At 41.1% G+C, this 17,168-nt stretch carries 12 protein-coding genes; 8 read left to right on the top strand and 4 right to left on the bottom strand.

Translation table 11 applies throughout. The features are described 5' to 3' along the window. The first annotated feature begins 50 nt into the window (after positions 1-50). The 3 genes from LGZ98_RS06480 to LGZ98_RS06470 are packed head-to-tail and all read left to right on the top strand — an operon-like array spanning position 51 to position 4,306. Positions 51-1,355 carry a carboxyvinyltransferase gene (locus LGZ98_RS06480; protein ID WP_228901947.1) on the top strand — a complete coding sequence of 435 codons (1,305 nt, stop codon included), beginning with the start codon at positions 51-53 and terminating at the stop codon, positions 1,353-1,355. 27 nt (positions 1,356-1,382) lie between these two features. Then, the gene (locus LGZ98_RS06475; RefSeq protein ID WP_228901949.1) at positions 1,383-2,738 is read left to right on the top strand and encodes a 3-phosphoshikimate 1-carboxyvinyltransferase; all 1,356 of its coding nucleotides are present in this window, start codon (positions 1,383-1,385) and stop codon (positions 2,736-2,738) included. Positions 2,739-2,773: 35 nt separating this feature from the next. Beyond that, on the top strand, positions 2,774-4,306 hold the full coding sequence (locus LGZ98_RS06470; protein WP_113041073.1) for an asparagine synthetase B family protein: 1,533 nt from the start codon (positions 2,774-2,776) through the stop codon (positions 4,304-4,306). A 53-nt stretch (positions 4,307-4,359) separates the two neighbouring features. Here the strand turns inward: LGZ98_RS06470 and LGZ98_RS06465 are convergent, their stop codons facing one another. The 4 genes from LGZ98_RS06465 to LGZ98_RS06450 form a co-directional block, all read right to left on the bottom strand. Beyond that, positions 4,360-4,539, bottom strand: coding sequence for a hypothetical protein (locus LGZ98_RS06465; protein ID WP_146748047.1), 180 nt, complete (start codon positions 4,537-4,539; stop codon positions 4,360-4,362). Then, a complete protein-coding gene (locus tag LGZ98_RS06460; protein ID WP_113041128.1) occupies positions 4,526-5,188 on the bottom strand; it encodes a Crp/Fnr family transcriptional regulator in 663 nt (220 codons plus the stop codon). The genes LGZ98_RS06465 and LGZ98_RS06460 overlap by 14 nt, the downstream gene beginning before the upstream one ends. Positions 5,189-5,284: 96 nt before the next feature. Further along, positions 5,285-6,274 (bottom strand): adenosine deaminase, encoded by a 990-nt coding sequence (gene add / locus LGZ98_RS06455; RefSeq protein ID WP_113041074.1) that lies wholly within the window; start codon positions 6,272-6,274, stop codon positions 5,285-5,287. Between the two features lie 25 nt (positions 6,275-6,299). Continuing rightward, positions 6,300-7,229, bottom strand: coding sequence for a nucleoside hydrolase (locus tag LGZ98_RS06450; RefSeq protein ID WP_113041075.1), 930 nt, complete (start codon positions 7,227-7,229; stop codon positions 6,300-6,302). A gap of 396 nt (positions 7,230-7,625) precedes the next feature. Between LGZ98_RS06450 and LGZ98_RS06445 the strand changes: the two genes are divergently transcribed. The 5 genes from LGZ98_RS06445 to baeR are packed head-to-tail and all read left to right on the top strand — an operon-like array spanning position 7,626 to position 17,146. Further along, the gene (locus tag LGZ98_RS06445) at positions 7,626-8,831 is read left to right on the top strand and encodes an MdtA/MuxA family multidrug efflux RND transporter periplasmic adaptor subunit (protein WP_113041076.1); all 1,206 of its coding nucleotides are present in this window, start codon (positions 7,626-7,628) and stop codon (positions 8,829-8,831) included. Then, positions 8,831-11,977 carry an MdtB/MuxB family multidrug efflux RND transporter permease subunit gene (locus LGZ98_RS06440; RefSeq protein ID WP_113041077.1) on the top strand — a complete coding sequence of 1,049 codons (3,147 nt, stop codon included), beginning with the start codon at positions 8,831-8,833 and terminating at the stop codon, positions 11,975-11,977. Before LGZ98_RS06445 ends, LGZ98_RS06440 begins: the two co-directional genes overlap by 1 nt. Continuing rightward, the gene (gene mdtC, locus LGZ98_RS06435) at positions 11,974-15,060 is read left to right on the top strand and encodes a multidrug efflux RND transporter permease subunit MdtC (protein ID WP_113041078.1); all 3,087 of its coding nucleotides are present in this window, start codon (positions 11,974-11,976) and stop codon (positions 15,058-15,060) included. The genes LGZ98_RS06440 and mdtC overlap by 4 nt, the downstream gene beginning before the upstream one ends. Further along, positions 15,057-16,445, top strand: coding sequence for an envelope stress sensor histidine kinase BaeS (gene baeS / locus LGZ98_RS06430; protein WP_113041079.1), 1,389 nt, complete (start codon positions 15,057-15,059; stop codon positions 16,443-16,445). Before mdtC ends, baeS begins: the two co-directional genes overlap by 4 nt. Continuing rightward, on the top strand, positions 16,442-17,146 hold the full coding sequence (gene baeR / locus LGZ98_RS06425; protein WP_113041080.1) for an envelope stress response regulator BaeR: 705 nt from the start codon (positions 16,442-16,444) through the stop codon (positions 17,144-17,146). The genes baeS and baeR overlap by 4 nt, the downstream gene beginning before the upstream one ends. The last annotated feature ends 22 nt before the right edge of the window (positions 17,147-17,168 follow it).

Below are 17,168 nucleotides of genomic sequence, written 5' to 3'. Positions count from 1 at the left end.
TTAAATCAAAGAATAATACCAATGGTAATTGATCTACCTGGAGGCTTGGCATGAATAAAATTAGCGTGCTCCCCGGCTCCACGCTTAACGGGGAAATAGTCATACCCTCATCTAAGCCTCATATCCAAAGAGCGCTACTATTAGCACTATTGAATGAAGAAACAACAACCGTAAATAATATATCGTGGTGTACCGAAACCGAAGATCTCCTTATTGCTTTACAACAATTTGGTCTGCAAATTCTGGACAGAAGTGAAAACCACATCATATTGAAAGGGGCACATCCAATCTATCATTGTAATGGGATTATTAATGCTAACGGTTCTGGCATGTTATTTAGAATCAGTGTCGCTTTAGCGTCACTAACAGAAAAGGAAGTTTATATAAAATGCAATGATTCACTGTTTAACAGAGAAAGTCTGTATGATGAATCATTTTTTTCATACCTGAATGTATTTGCAGAAAAGCGAGAAGAAAATATTGTCATTATTTCCAGAAGAATATATCCATCACAATCGCCATTAAACTTCAATAAGAGTACTCAATTTCTATCATTCTCTCTTCTTGTTTCACCATTTATGAAAGGGAAAAGTATTATCATTAACAACAACGGCGAAACTAAGAATGGATATGTCGATATAACAATTAACATGATGGCGTTATTGGGAAGTCAAATCACGCGAATAGGCAGCACATTTATTTCAACTGAATATCAACCAAGGGATATTACTATTAACATCCCCTCTGATTTCACATCACTAAGCTACATTGCTTCGTCAATATTAAGTATTAATCGACCAAGCAAAGTCACCATCAGAAGTTATTATTTGGGTAATACCATTAACGAAAGAGTATTATTTAACATATATAAAAAATTTGGTATGAATTTAAACTATAACCCAATTAAGAATGAACTTAATATCAGCCTGGAGGAGGAACATAACACCATTACAGATGAAATTTACTTAAATGAACTTCCTTCCGTTGCCACTAACATTATCGCGGCAGCGATTAATGGCAATGGAGATATGACATTTTCCGGTCTTAATGCTATAAACAATCATAAATGTCAACGCGCATTTATTATCAACGAAAATATACGCATGATGGGCGGTAAAAGTTATTTAATTTTTAATGACACTGGGACTTTCAACAAAATAAAGATCAATGGTAACGGACCATTAAACGGAGGCGTCGAAATATTCAGTTACTATGATCATCGGATTTGCGCATCCAATATTATTGCATCACTAGGGGCAAGAGAACGAACAACGGTTAATCATATACATAAATTAGATGATGGTTTTCCTGGATTTATCCAATCCTTAACTTCTCTCGGAGCTAAAATAAGTTAGCTAACAGTATAAAAGCGAGACAAAAATATGAATTATTATGGTAATAATCATCCGCCATTTATCGAAATAAACAAAACCAAATCATTAAATGGCTCAATAACTTTACCTGCCTCCAAAAGTTCTTCAACTCGCGCCATTCTGACTGCATCATTAACGGAAGGTACAAGTAAAATAAATAACATGGCATCAGGGAACAATACAACAGCAATGAAATTAAACTGTTCCCGTTTAGGGGCATCATTTAATAGTGATATTACAGGGACAATCGTAGAAGGTATAGATATCAGAAAAATTAATAAAAAAATCATCTTTAACCCAGGTAATTCTGGCGTTGTATTAAGGCTATTAATGGGAGTAGCCGGTTATTTACCTGATACTGAATTTATTACAGAATACAGTTACTCCCTGGGTACACGATCACAATCAGAAATGGTCAATGCACTAAAATTACTCAATATTCAGTGCACCTCAGTTGGGCCTGATTCACTTTTACCGATAAGCATGAAATCAAGTAGAAACATCGGTAGTTACACTGAAATTTCATGCAGAAAGAGCTCTCAATTCCTGAGTGGACTACTTTACTTAGGTGCCATTAGTGAACGAGATCTGCAAATAAAAGTCATCGATACAATTACCGCACCATCGATGGTTCACACGACAATTAATAATTTGCGCAAAGCGGGCATTAATATCGAATATGATGATAAATTCCGTAATTTCTTTACGACAGGAAAAAATCGATTTATTCCATCAGAATTTAGCGTCGGCGCTGATCCAGCCAGCACAGCGGCAATCCTTGCACTTTGCGCCTCACTGAATTCTGATGTCACCCTAAACGGTTTCTTTGAGGAAGAATTAGGTAATGGCGCGGTGGTGGATTATTTAATTAACAGTGGAACGAAAATCAACTTCATCAGGGATGATTGTCTCAATATTCGATCTGGCGGAACCCTAAAAGCGCAGGATTTCGATGGTTCACTGGCACCAGATGCGGTACCAGCACTTGCTGCATTAGCTGCGTTTGCCGACGGTAAAAGCGTTTTCTATAACATTGAACATATCCGCTATAAAGAATCAGACAGAATTTCTGATTTTCGGCGGGAATTAGACAAAATAGGGATTAGATCAGAAGAGAAGCTAGACCAATTAATTATTTATGGCAATCCATATGGATATAAAGGCGGCATTATTGTTGATGGTCATTACGATCATGGATTAATCATGGCACTCACAACAATAGGTTTACATTGTGATGAGCCTCTCATTATCAGTGAGCCATATCATGTTGGTCAAACCTATCCAGAATATTTCGCCGAAATATTCACATTAGGCGCCAATGTGAACGAATTAAAATATTCTAGCCCTATACCAGAAGACGTTTAAATATCATTGATAACTCTTAACCAAAGGAATTCACTATGTGTGGAATTGGTGGCGTTTTTAATACAGAAAATAGGCTTATTGATGATATTGAGAATAAGCTACAGACGATAATGTCAAAAATAGCACATCGAGGCGATCCATCTCGATTTAATGAGAAGATTGTCAGAAATAATTTTTCAATCGCAACCAACAGACTTGCTATCGTCGAACGCGATTCAGCCTATCAACCCATATCAAATCAGGAACATGATCTTCATCTTGTTCTGAATGGTCAAATTTATAATTACAAGTCTCTTCGAAATGAATTGATTAAACAAGGTTATCAATTTAAAAATGGTGGCGATGCAGAAGTTGTCCTAATTGCCTATATTTGCTATGGCAAAGCATTTATTAAAAAATTAGATGGCATGTTTAGTTTTATTCTATTTGATAATAAGAATAATAAATTCTTATTAGGCAGAGATCACGTCGGTATAAAACCTCTCTATTACACCCAAAAAGAGGGTAACTGGTATGTAGCATCAGAAATAAAATCATTGATCGAGTTTAACTCAGAAATTAAACCTGTTGAACCCGGTTCAATTTTCGACGGATTTACTAGTGAGAAATATATTAGCTACGACACAACTATCCCAGCAAGCAGCGATAACTTCGAACAGGCAAAAGAAAAAGTCTATTCACTGTTAGATAATGCCGTCAGAAAGCGGGTTGACACAGACCTCCCTGTGTCAATTATGTTTAGCGGCGGCATAGACAGCACCATCGTGCTTTATCTTGCAAAAAAATATCACCACGATATTACCGCGATTTCATTTGGATTACCGGGTTCAAAAGACATTGAAATCGCCCAAAGATATTGTTCTGAGAATAATATAAAGCATATTATATATACATTTACTCAGGAAGAATTAATCAATAATATCCAAGATGCTATCTATTATGGTGAATTTTTCGAACAAATCGATGCGATTGATTCAACTATTGCTCACTTTGGCTATTATATTGCTAACCGCCTTGGCTTTAAAATTGCTTTATGTGGAGAAGGTAGTGATGAAATTTTTGCTGGCTACGATTTATTTAAAACATATCCCGATCCCCATCGCCTCTCCCTATATCGATTAAATAATCTTCATAGGACTGATTTACAAAGAGTTGATCGAGCAAGCATGAGAAATACTGTTGAAGCAAGAGTTCCCTTTATGGATTCAGCACTAGTGCCTTATGTTTTAAGCTTGGATTTTTCTTACAAACTCAATAAGGGGATAGAAAAACATATTTTACGCGAAGCATTCAGAGGAAAAATACCGGAATATATCATTGACAGACCAAAAATAAGAATGCCAGATGGCAGTGGTGTGAAAAATACTATCGTTGATTACGTTAAAGATATTAAATGCAATCTACCGAGAAGCATGGTTGACAACCTTAATTCTATCGGGTTAACCCATCAAAGTTCATTATATTTCGCTGAAAAATATCTCTCTTTGGGTTATCCACTACCGAAAGAGCGTTTCAAAGAATCTGGCAAAGATTTTTCAGAATCGGGTTACTTTAATTTCATATCGTAATTTAACCATTATATTGATTGCTGCATTGTTTATTCTGTTAACGATGCAGCTATTTAGCGATAAAAAATATACCCGTCATCTTTCAAGTTGCCTCTTTGTTGGCTGCACTCACTCACCCCGGTCACATAGTTATCTATGCTCCCGGGGATTCGTTCCCTTGCCGTCGCGATGCATCTTGAAATCCATAAGGTATATAGGATATAGGATTTTTTATTTTCATCACTTGGCGTCAAATTGAAACTCAATATCCTTTTTTAAAAAATCATAATCAATAATTTCAACTCTCTTATTCTTTGATAAAATTATTCCTTTTTCATTCAAACTCTTAATAGCTCTATTTAATTGCCTGACTGAAACACCTAAAACAGATGCTAAATCTTCCCTTTTCTCTAATACCAACACAGTTCCATTTCTTTTCGAATGATAGTAAAGAAATCGCTTTAACTTATCCTCAACAGTTAAAAATATTCCCGTTCGAAACAAAGAAGATTCAAAAAGCTTATTACTGAGTTGTTTACAAACAAATTGAAGAAATACAGCATCTGTTAATCCAAATATTCTTACCGTCTCTAACGGAATGGATAGCAGTACTGATCGCTCCTGAGCAAAGACAGTATTAATTATATTATCGCCTTGGGAATGAAAAAGTTCTAAATCTCCAATAAGAAAAAGAGGAGTAGCAAAGGCAAAAACAGAAAATTTTCCATTAATATTATAAAACTCAACCTTTAGTTTACCCTCAACTAAAATATAGAGATGAGTAAAAATTGATGACTGATGTGTAAGATAGGTATTTTTCTTAACTTCAACCACATCTAATTTTGGCATAAATTCTGCTGGAAAAATGCTATCAAGATGATATTTATCAATATAATTTTTCAATTTATTCTCTTTATCCCGATACATATCTAATACAGATTACAGATTTAATAGAATTTTTCCAATTATATACAGAGATAAATAGAATGCAATTTTTCACTACGACAATCTCATTATTTCCTTTTTCAATCTATTTTTCAATTCATTACTAGAAAAGGAAGCCTGTAATGCATTCAAATTTGTTTCAATAAAATCACTATACTGCCAACCAAAGTATCGATTAATCTTCAAATATTCTTCACATAAGGTAATATTTGCAACTGTCCGGGCATCCGTATTAATCCCAATATTGACACCAACCTTTTTCAACAAATTAACTGGATGGTTTTCATAGATATCATAAATATCGCAAATAATATTACACGTCGGGCAGATTTCTAAATGTATATTTCTCTCTATAAGGAGATCAATAACATCTCGATCTTCAATACTTCTGACACCATGACCTATACGAGAAATATTTAATTTATTGATAGTCTCGCGCACACTTTCAGCCCCTTTCGCTTCTCCTGCATGCGCAATAATATTTCCACCATTTTCCAACACCATTCTAAACGCATTCAAATGTGCATTAAGTGGATATCTTGCCTCATCGGCAGCAAGATCGAGAGCAACAACACCGTAATTAGAATATTCATTGACAAGATATGCAGTTCTCAAACTTTGATCTTCTGAAAAATGCCGCAATGTACATAATATTAAACCTGCTGCTATACTATATTTGACTGAAGCATTTTTCATTGCCTCCAAAACAATTTCTACAATATCGCGCTCATTTAATCCTAAGCGAAGATGAAGTAAAGGTGCAAATCTAATTTCAGCATAAACTACATTATCGCTTTTTAATTGTATGAAAAGATCGTCTACAGCATCAGCTATTACGTCCCTTTTTTGTAGTAAATCCAGTGAAGGAATGATCTTATTTAAAAAATCACCTAAATCATGACATTTTTCAGGGGCAATATATTTTTCACAAAATGACTTATGGGTAATATCAGGAATAAGTTTTTTAACGAAGTGATAACGCAACCCACAATCAAGATGCGTATGTAATTCTATCTTTCTCAGTAAATCAGGATTAAAATTCATCTTTTATTCGCCTATATGACTAAAATTACGATAATAATGTAAATAGTTTATTCTTAAATACCTTACCCTTGATTTTAGTCACCACACTCATATTATGGGGATGATTGAGAAGATCGGTTGAATCAATCACTAAATGCCCATATGAACGTGCGCTTTGATATTCAACATAACCATATACCTCTAATTTATCCTCAATCACTTCATTCGGATATAAAGCAATAGCCATTGTTATAGGATCAGGCAGATCAAATCCTTTTCTATTCGTTCTTCCTGCATTGAATTCAATCAATGTTCTATTACAGCTCACTGCAAACTGACCAAGATCACCTAAAGAATTTAATTTATCCATATCGAATTCATTAATAAAAGCCTCCGCCATACCTAACTCCCATCCACAAAATATAAGAGGCAATCCAGAACCCAATACTATATGTGCTGCTTCTGCATCAGAATAGATATTGAATTCAGCTAATGGCGTAATATTACCTGGCTTCAATCCAGAACCACCCATAATATAAATCACTTTGACAAATTTATATAAATCCGGCTCTTTTAAGACAGCCATTGCTATATTTGTCAATGGCCCCAAAGCGATTATCTCTATCTCACCAGGAAATTTTTTCACGATATCAATAATTGCATCTACTGCATGTTTATCTTCTACTATTAACGAAGACTCTGGTAAATTCATATTACCCATACCCTCTTTCCCATGAATATGATATGAAGCATAGTGCTCTCTAAATAATGGTTTACTCATCCCTTCATATACCGGAGGAATATATGTTCCTGCTTTTTCAATACTAACTAATGCATTTTTCCTGCACTGAGCAACAGTACAATTACCGGCAACAATAGTAATACCTTCAATTAAAACTGAGGGTTCACGGAGCGCCATCAGTAATGCAACTGCATCATCGGAAGCCGTATCTGTATCAATAATGAAATGTCTCATAGCCTATTTCCCTTTATCATATTCCTTACATTAGTCTATAAGTTCCGCCAAAAAAAAGTCACATGACCTTTTTCCAGAATTAAAAAACCCAAAATTAAAAAACAATGTGCACAGAGCTCGCGGGGATTCACTCCCTTACCGTCGCGATGCATCTTGAAATCCATTGGGTATAACAGAGGCAGCATCATTTGCATAATTTCTGGAGCCAGCTCGAAAAAACTGACAAAAAACGCCTTAATTTACCTTAAAAAGCGCTTCCTTGACATATTTTCCACATTTTCTCCATTTTTTAGCCTATCCTCACTGTCTAAACTAATAGCATGTGATTAAACCGATATTTCAGTCGGACATAATCAAGCAACATCTTGGCCTTGCGTTTGAGAGAATGTCGAAGAAATGAATCAAAATAATAAACACCGTACTTTCCTTTTCCGTGCAGCACTGGCCGCTATTGCCATTGCTGCCGCTATATTTTTCTGGCACCAACTTAAAACCCCTCAACAATCTAGCCCATCTGATCAATTCTCTGGTTTAAGACATTCCCCTTTACCCCCTGTACAGGTTGCCACAGCAAAAGAGCAGGCAGTCCCTCGCTTTCTGGCCGGGCTTGGCACTATTCAGGCCGCCAATACTGCCACGGTAACCAGCCGGGTTGAAGGTCAGCTTATCGCTTTGCACTTTCAGGAAGGACAACAAATTAAACAAGGGGATTTACTGGCAGAAATTGATCCACGCCCTTTTCAGGTTCAACTAGCACAAGCCAAAGGCCAGCTTGCTAAAGATGAAGCAATATTGGCGAATGCCCGTCAGGATCTCAATCGCTACCAGAAATTGGCAAACACTCACCTGATTTCCCAACAAGAAATGGATAATCAACGTGCTCTTGTCCGCCAACACGAAGCCAGTCTGAAAGTTGATCAAGCAGCAATTGATAGTGCAAAACTTCAACTCACTTACAGCCGTATTACCGCTCCCATTTCCGGTAAAGTGGGCTTGAAACAGATCGATGTAGGAAATTTTATTTCCAGTGGTAACAGCTCTCCTATCGTGGTTATTACCCAAACCGATCCAGTAGATGTGCTATTTTCACTCCCTGAAAACGATATCAATGCTGTTTTACAAGCTCAGAAAACGAATCATGACGTCGCTGTTAGTGCCTGGGATCGCAATAACCAGCAACAACTTGCCGAAGGAAAACTGTTGAGCATTGATAATCAAATTGATGCCGCTACCGGCACAATTAAGCTGAAAGCCCGTTTTTCCAATCAAGATAGCATCTTATTTCCAAATCAGTTCGTTAATGTCCGTATTAAAGTCGATACACTGGAAAACGCAGTGGTGATCCCAAATGCTGCCCTGCAAATGGGTAATGAAGGGAATTTTGTCTGGATGTTAGGTAAAGAGAATAAAGTCAGCAAACATCTGGTCACGGTCAAATTGCAGGATACAAAACGCGTTGTTATCAGTACCGGCTTAGCAGCAGGTGATAAAGTGGTCACTGATGGTATCGATCGCCTGACAGATGGCGCTAAGGTGGATATTGTCACACCGATGGCAAATAAGCCTCAGCCACAAAAACACCATAAAACGGAGAATTCCTGATGCAGGTAAACTCCCCAATCCCAGGAGGCGGACCATCACGCCTGTTCATCTTGCGACCTGTTGCCACCACGCTGTTTATGGCAGCAATCCTACTGGCAGGTATTATCGGCTATCGCATGTTGCCCGTGTCTGCATTACCAGAAGTGGACTATCCCACCATTCAGGTGGTCACACTCTACCCCGGCGCAAGCCCCGATGTGATGACTTCGGCAGTCACCGCACCACTGGAGCGCCAACTCGGACAGATGTCTGGCCTTAAACAGATGGCTTCTCAAAGTTCCGGCGGGGCTTCCGTTATCACATTACAATTCCAGCTAACTTTGCCGTTAGATGTCGCCGAGCAGGAAGTGCAGGCGGCTATCAATGCAGCCAGTAATTTATTGCCTAATGACCTGCCTTATCCCCCTATCTACAGCAAAGTTAATCCCGCTGATCCACCGATTCTAATGCTAGCAGTCACCTCCGATGCAATGCCGATGACACAGATTCAGGATATGGTGGAAACCCGTATCGCACAGAAAATTTCACAGGTCAATGGCGTAGGATTGGTGACACTCGCCGGCGGCCAGCGACCAGCCGTCAGAGTGAAGCTAAACGCCCAAGCGGTCGCTGCACAGGGATTGGATAGCGAAACGATCCGCACCGCTATCAACAATGCTAACGTTAACTCCGCCAAAGGTAGCCTTGATGGTCCGACTCGCTCTGTCACGCTTTCGGCCAACGATCAGATGAAGTCAGTAAATGATTACCGCAACTTGATCATTGCCTATAAAAACGGCTCACCGGTACGGTTACAAGATGTCGCAACCATTGAACAAGGCGCTGAAAACACCAAACTAGGTGCATGGTCAAATAACAAACAAGCCATTGTGATTAATGTTCAGCGCCAGCCAGGCGCCAATGTGATTGAAACTACAGATAACATTCGTCAGATGTTGCCGGAACTTATCAGCAGCTTGCCAAAGTTCGTCGATATGAAAATCCTGACTGACCGCACGACAACCATTCGTGCCTCAGTGAAAGATGTTCAGTTTGAGCTGTTACTGGCAATTGCTCTGGTTGTTATGGTGATTTATCTGTTTTTACGTAACGGTATCGCAACACTTATCCCCAGTATCGCCGTTCCTCTTTCACTGATCGGTACATTCGCAGTGATGTATTTCTGCGGTTTCTCCGTCAATAATCTGACGCTAATGGCGCTCACCATTGCCACCGGTTTTGTCGTAGACGATGCCATTGTGGTCATTGAAAATATCTCCCGTTATATAGAACAAGGCGAGAAACCGATGACAGCAGCATTAAAAGGTGCGGGTGAAATCGGTTTTACCATTATCTCCCTGACTTTCTCTTTGATTGCGGTACTGATCCCGCTGCTTTTTATGGGCGATATCGTTGGCCGCCTGTTTCGTGAGTTTGCCATTACCTTGGCCGTGGCAATTCTGATTTCAGCCATTGTCTCACTGACATTAACCCCCATGATGTGCGCTCGAATATTGAAACCGGAATCACAGATAAAACACAATCGTTTTGAACAAGCCAGTGAACGCTTTTTTGAACAAATGATTGCCGGTTATGCTGTATGGCTAAAAAGAGCACTGAACCACCCGTGGATCACCTTTAGCATCGCCCTAAGCACATTGGTGCTAACTGCCCTGCTCTATCTGATGATTCCAAAAGGATTTTTTCCATCACAGGATAATGGGCTGATTCAGGGAACACTGGAAGCGCCGCAATCCATTTCCTTTGCTGCCATGGTGAATAAACAACAGCAGGTTTCATCCTTATTACTGCAAGACCCGGCAGTAGAAAATATCACCACTTTTGTGGGCGTTGATGGCAGTAACCCAACATTGAATAACGGGCGACTGCAAATCACACTAAAACCACTCAATCAGCGTGATGACAGAATCGTTGACATTATTCCGCGTTTGCAGGAAAAAGTTGCCGCTATACCCGGCATAAAACTCTATCTGCAACCGATGCAGGATTTGACGATTGACACTCAGGTTACTCGTACCCAATACCAATTCACTTTGCAGGCAACCTCTCTGGATGAACTGAGTATCTGGGTGCCAAAATTACTGGCTGAACTAAAGCAGAGAGCAGAGCTAATTGATATCAGCAGTGACTGGCAAGATCAGGGGCTGATCGCCTACGTTAAAGTAGACCGAGACATTGCCAGCCGATTGGGCATCTCAATAGCCGCTATAGATAACGCACTCTATAACGCATTCGGCCAGCGGCTAATTTCAACCATTTATACGCAGGCTAATCAGTATCGGATCATCTTGGAACATGATGTGACATCGACTCCAGGGCTGGCAGCATTTGATAACATCCGCCTTAACGGAACTGACGGCCATGTCGTACCTCTCAGAACTATTGCAACTATTGAACAAAGATTTGGCCCACTGGCAATCAATCATCTAGCTCAATTTCCCTCAGCAACATTTTCTTTCAACGTTGCCGAGGATGCTTCTCTTGAACAGGCGGTCAATGCTGTTCGTGATGCCGCACAATTGATCAAAATGCCCAAAGACATTTCCACCCAATTCCAGGGAACAACACTGGCATTTGAAAGCGCACTGGGCAATACATTGTGGCTAATCGCGGCGGCTATTATCGCCATGTATATCGTGCTAGGCATACTGTATGAAAGCTTCATCCATCCGGTGACAATCCTCTCCACATTACCGACAGCGGGAGTGGGTGCACTATTAGCACTGATGATGGCAGGTCATGAACTGGATGTCATTGCGATCATCGGCATTATCTTGTTGATAGGTATTGTGAAGAAAAACGCCATCATGATGATCGATTTTGCGCTGTCAGCGGAACGTGAACAGGGATTATCGCCTTACGAAGCCATTTATCAAGCGTGCTTATTGCGCTTCCGTCCGATTCTGATGACCACAATGGCAGCATTACTTGGAGCACTCCCCTTGATGCTTAGCACCGGTGTAGGCGCTGAATTACGTCGTCCTCTGGGTATCTGTATGGTCGGTGGACTGATTATGAGCCAGATCCTGACACTGTTTACTACGCCAGTGATCTATTTACTGTTTGACCGTCTGGCCCACTATCGCCGCAATCGCCAGCTCTTAGTTTCAAATACCTCATCTATTGATCATCAGGAGCCGCGGTGAAATTTTTTGCCTTATTTATCCAACGCCCTGTTGCCACCACGCTATTGAGTTTAGCCATAACCCTATGTGGAGTATTGGGATTTACCTTGTTGCCGGTTTCTCCTTTACCACAAGTGGATTTTCCGGTGATCTCCGTTTACGCCTCATTACCGGGCGCTTCACCGGAAACAATGGCCTCATCTGTCGCGACTCCGCTGGAGCACGCCTTAGGCCACATTGCCGGAGTCAATGAAATGACGTCCAGTAGCTCCCTTGGCAATACCAATATCACGCTTGAATTTGATCTCAATCGTGATATTAACAGTGCAGCACGGGATGTACAGGCAGCGCTGAATGCCGCTCAAAGCCTGTTGCCTTCCGGTATGCCTAGCAGGCCGCATTATTACAAAGTCAACCCGTCGGATGCCCCAATCATGATCCTCACATTGACTTCCGATACCTATAATCAGGGGCAGCTTTATGATTTTGCGTCTACACAACTGGCTCAGAAAATCGCCCAAGTTGAAGGTATCAGTGAAGTTTCTGTTGGCGGAAGTTCATTACCCGCAGTCAGAGTTGAATTGAATCCTGGCGCCCTGTTTCATCAGGGAGTTTCGCTGGATGCGGTACGCAAAGCTATCAGCAATGCCAATGTTCGCCGCCCACAAGGATATGTGGATTCCGATCAGCAACACTGGCAAATTCAAACGAATGATGAGTTAAAAACAGCCGAAAACTATCGCCCGATCATCGTTCACTACAACAACAATTCACCAGTGCGATTGCAGGATGTAGCAAATGTAAAAGATTCTGTTCAGAATGTCAGAGCAGCCGGAATGTCTGGCGGTAAACCGGCTATTTTGTTGATCATTCGCCGCGAGGCTGGCGCGAATATTATCGCCACAGTAAACCGTATCCGTGAACAATTACCTGCATTACGTGAATCTATTCCTGCCAGTATTCAACTTAAAGTTGCTCAAGACCGCACACCAACTATTCGTGCTTCAATAGTGGAAGTAGAACGAGCATTGGTGATTGCTATCGGGCTGGTCATTCTGGTGGTATTCCTGTTCTTGCGTTCTGGTCGCGCAACATTGATCCCTGCCATCGCGGTACCTGTTTCACTCATTGGCACATTTACCGCTATGTATCTGTGCGGTTTCAGTTTGAACAATCTTTCCTTAATGGCGCTGACGGTTGCCACAGGATTTGTGGTAGATGATGCGATTGTGGTACTGGAGAATATTTCCCGCCACCTTGAAGCAGGCATAAAACCCATGCAAGCGGCACTACAGGGTGTCCGGGAAGTGGGTTTTACGGTCCTCTCGATGAGTATTTCGCTGGTAGCAGTCTTTATCCCGCTTCTGCTCATGGATGGATTGGTTGGTCGGCTGTTTCGTGAATTTGCCATTACCCTAACCACATCAATCAGCATCTCACTGTTGGTTTCTCTAACACTAACGCCAATGATGTGCGCTCATTTACTAAAATCTCAGCGTCCCAAAGCACAGAAGAAAATACGAGGATTCGGCAAAGTTCTACTGAAAATTCAGCAAGCTTATGGACGCTCCCTGATGTGGGTTCTTAATCATAGCCGTTGGGTATTGTTAATTTTGGCCGGCATCATTGCCCTAAATGTCTGGCTCTATATCAATATCCCCAAAACTTTCTTCCCAGAGCAGGATACCGGTCGCTTGCTAGGGTTTGTTCGGGCAGATCAAAGTATCTCTTTCCAATCTATGCGTGAAAAAATGAAAAATTTCATGCAGACAATCAATGCAGATCCTACGGTAGACAACGTTATCGGTTTTACCGGTGGTGGGCGGGTAAATAATGGCTTTATGTTTATCTCTCTAAAGCCATTGAAAGAGCGTTCAGAAAACGCTGAACAGGTTATCTCACGCCTGAGAATTAAACTTGCCAATGAACCGGGAGCAAATCTATTTCTCATTCCGGTACAAGATATTAGGGCTGGCGGTCGCCAGGCTAATGCCAGCTATCAATTCACATTGCTGGCAGATGATCTGAATGATCTTCGCAAATGGGAGCCTGTTATCCGTAAAGCATTAGGGCAATTGCCACAACTGACTGACGTGAATTCAGATAAGGAGGATAAAGGAGCTGAAATGGCAATAATCTATGACCGCGATACCATGTCTCGTCTGGGCATTAATGTCAGTGAAGCCAATAATTTGCTAAATAATGCTTTTGGTCAGCGACAAATATCCACCATTTATCAACCACTTAATCAGTACAAGGTGGTGATGGAAGTTGCACCAGAATATACACAGGATGTCAGCGCACTGGAAAAAATGTTTGTGATTAACAATCAAGGAAAAGCCATTCCGCTCTCCTATTTTGCTCACTGGCAACCGGCTAACGCGCCACTCAGTGTAAATCATCAGGGGCTTTCTGCTGCTTCAACCATTGCTTTCAATCTATCCGAAGGCTATACCCTCTCTGATGCTATCAATGCGATTGAAAGAACCACAACCGAACTTGGGGTACCTTCAACGGTTCGTGGCACTTTTGCAGGCACCGCCCAGATTTTTCAGGAAACCCTGAAATCACAATTATTCTTGATTCTGGCAGCCATTATTACCGTCTATCTAGTGCTAGGGATACTGTATGAAAGTTATATCCATCCATTGACTATTCTCTCTACCCTGCCTTCCGCCGGTATTGGTGCCCTGCTGGCATTAGAACTGTTTGACACACCATTCAGCCTGATAGCATTAATCGGCATCATGTTATTGATTGGTATCGTGAAAAAGAATGCCATTATTATGGTGGACTTTGCGATTGAAGCTCAACGTAACGGTAATATCTGCGCCCGTGATGCGATATTCCAAGCCAGCCTATTACGTTTCCGTCCGATTCTGATGACCACACTGGCCGCCTTGTTTGGTTCCCTGCCACTGGTTTTGAGTAGTGGCGACGGTACGGAATTACGCCAACCTTTAGGAATAACCATTGTGGGTGGTTTGGTTATGAGCCAGCTTTTAACACTGTATACCACACCGGTTGTCTATCTCTGTTTTGATCGACTAAGGGAAAAATGGCAACAACGGCGTACCGCTAGGCAAATTATGGAGCAATCATGAAACTCAGCATCAGTGGTAAACTGTTTATGGCCATTTTCGCCACTTGCATGCTAGTACTCATCACCATGCACTGGGGCGTAAGAAGCAGCTTCCAGTATGGTTTTATTGGTTATATAAAACAAAATATCCAGTTACGTACTGCCATGTTAGCCGAAGCACTGGCCGAACAATATCAACAATATGGCAGCTGGAAATTCTTAAAGAGGAATGACCGGGTAATTTTTCAAATTATCCGCTCCATTGAACAAACCAGTGAAAGCCATCAAGGTCCACCACCTCGCGGTTGGCGAACTCAATTTTGGGTGGTGGACAGTGACATGAAACCGCTGGTCGGTCACGAAGGTAAAATCCCGTCAGAGACTTATCGCAAACCGATCATCTATCATCATCAAATCGTTGGCTGGGTCATTGTTAGCACATCAGATAAAATTACCCGTCAAGCGGATATCAGTTTTGATCGCCAACAACAACTGACAAGCTGGATAATTGCCGGTTTATCTACCTTGCTGGCAATGATAGCCACGCTATTATTATCCCGCGGTATGTTAAAACCCGTTAAACGTTTGGTTGAAGGGACACATAAACTGGCAGCCGGTGATTTCAGTGCCCGAGTCACACCATCAAGTAAAGATGAAATTGGTCAGCTTGCCCACAATTTTAACCAGCTCGCCAGTACCCTGGAAAAAAACGAGCAGATGCGTCGCGATTATATGGCGGATATTTCTCATGAACTGCGCACTCCCCTTTCTATATTGCGTGGTGAATTGGAAGCGTTACAGGATGGTGTTCACAAACCAACGCCAGAAACACTCAATTCGTTATTGGCTGAAATTACCACATTGACCAAACTGGTTGATGATCTACACCAGCTATCTCTATCCGATCGTGGGGCGCTGGCATACCGGAAAGAATTTATCAACATCAGTGAGTTAATTCAGGTTGCTATCGCATCTTATCATGGACGTTTCCTTGATAAACAAATCCAAGTGGATGTTAAACTTCCTGAAATTATTATGGTGTTTGCTGACCCAAGCAGATTGACTCAGCTATTTCATAATTTACTGGAAAATAGTCTTCGCTATACCGCTGATAATGGAAAATTGATCATTAAAGGTTGTTCTGACGATAACCACTTCATTCTGAATTGGGAGGACAGCAAGCCCGGCTTGTCACCAGAGCAATGCCAACAAGTTTTTGAACGATTCTACCGCAGTGAATCCTCACGAAACCGTGCCAGTGGTGGATCAGGACTTGGATTAGCCATTTGCAATAACATCGTTGAAGCACATAACGGTACGATCCATGCCGAACCCTCACCTTTAGGTGGCCTGAGAATTATCGTAGAATTGCCGCTAACTGAATCCCTCGACGACGAAACGTTATGAGTACAGAATTTGGGCATTATACTGTTTTGATTGTTGAAGATGAGCCAAAGCTTGGGCAATTGCTGGTTGATTACTTGCGAGCGGCTGATTACGAAACCCAATGGCTACTGCGAGGTGATGAAGCGGTCTCCCATGTGCAGCAACACAATCCAGATATTATTTTGCTGGATTTAATGCTTCCAGGTTGTGATGGCATCTCTATTTGTCGGGAAATTCGCCGCTTCTCTGACGTACCGATTATTATGGTCACCGCCAAGACGGAAGAAATTGACCGTTTACTTGGATTGGAAATCGGGGCAGATGATTATATTTGTAAACCTTACAGCCCACGTGAAATTGTCGCGCGAGTTAAAACAATTCTTCGTCGCTGTTACCGACCACAAGATATTGTCAAGCAAAGCGATCTACACATTGACGAAGCCTGTTTCCAAGCACGTTACCGCGATCAAATACTGGATTTGACCCCAGTTGAATTCCGGTTATTAAAAACGATGGCAAGTCGCCCTGGGCAAGTATTTTCCCGCGATAAGTTATTGAATAATCTATATGACGATCACCGAATCGTGACAGACCGTACCATTGATAGCCACATTAAAAATTTACGCCGTAAACTGGAACAATTGGATAACAGTAAAACATTCATTCGTTCTATTTATGGACTTGGTTACCGATGGGAAGCGGATATATGCCGTTTGTTATAACTGTCACACTTTAACTGAATTA

This window comes from Photorhabdus kayaii (genome assembly GCF_025384895.1).
Classification (GTDB): Bacteria; Pseudomonadota; Gammaproteobacteria; order Enterobacterales; family Enterobacteriaceae; genus Photorhabdus; species Photorhabdus kayaii.
The sequence above is the reverse complement of the archived record's forward strand: the minus strand, read 5'-3'. Positions and strand labels throughout refer to the sequence as shown.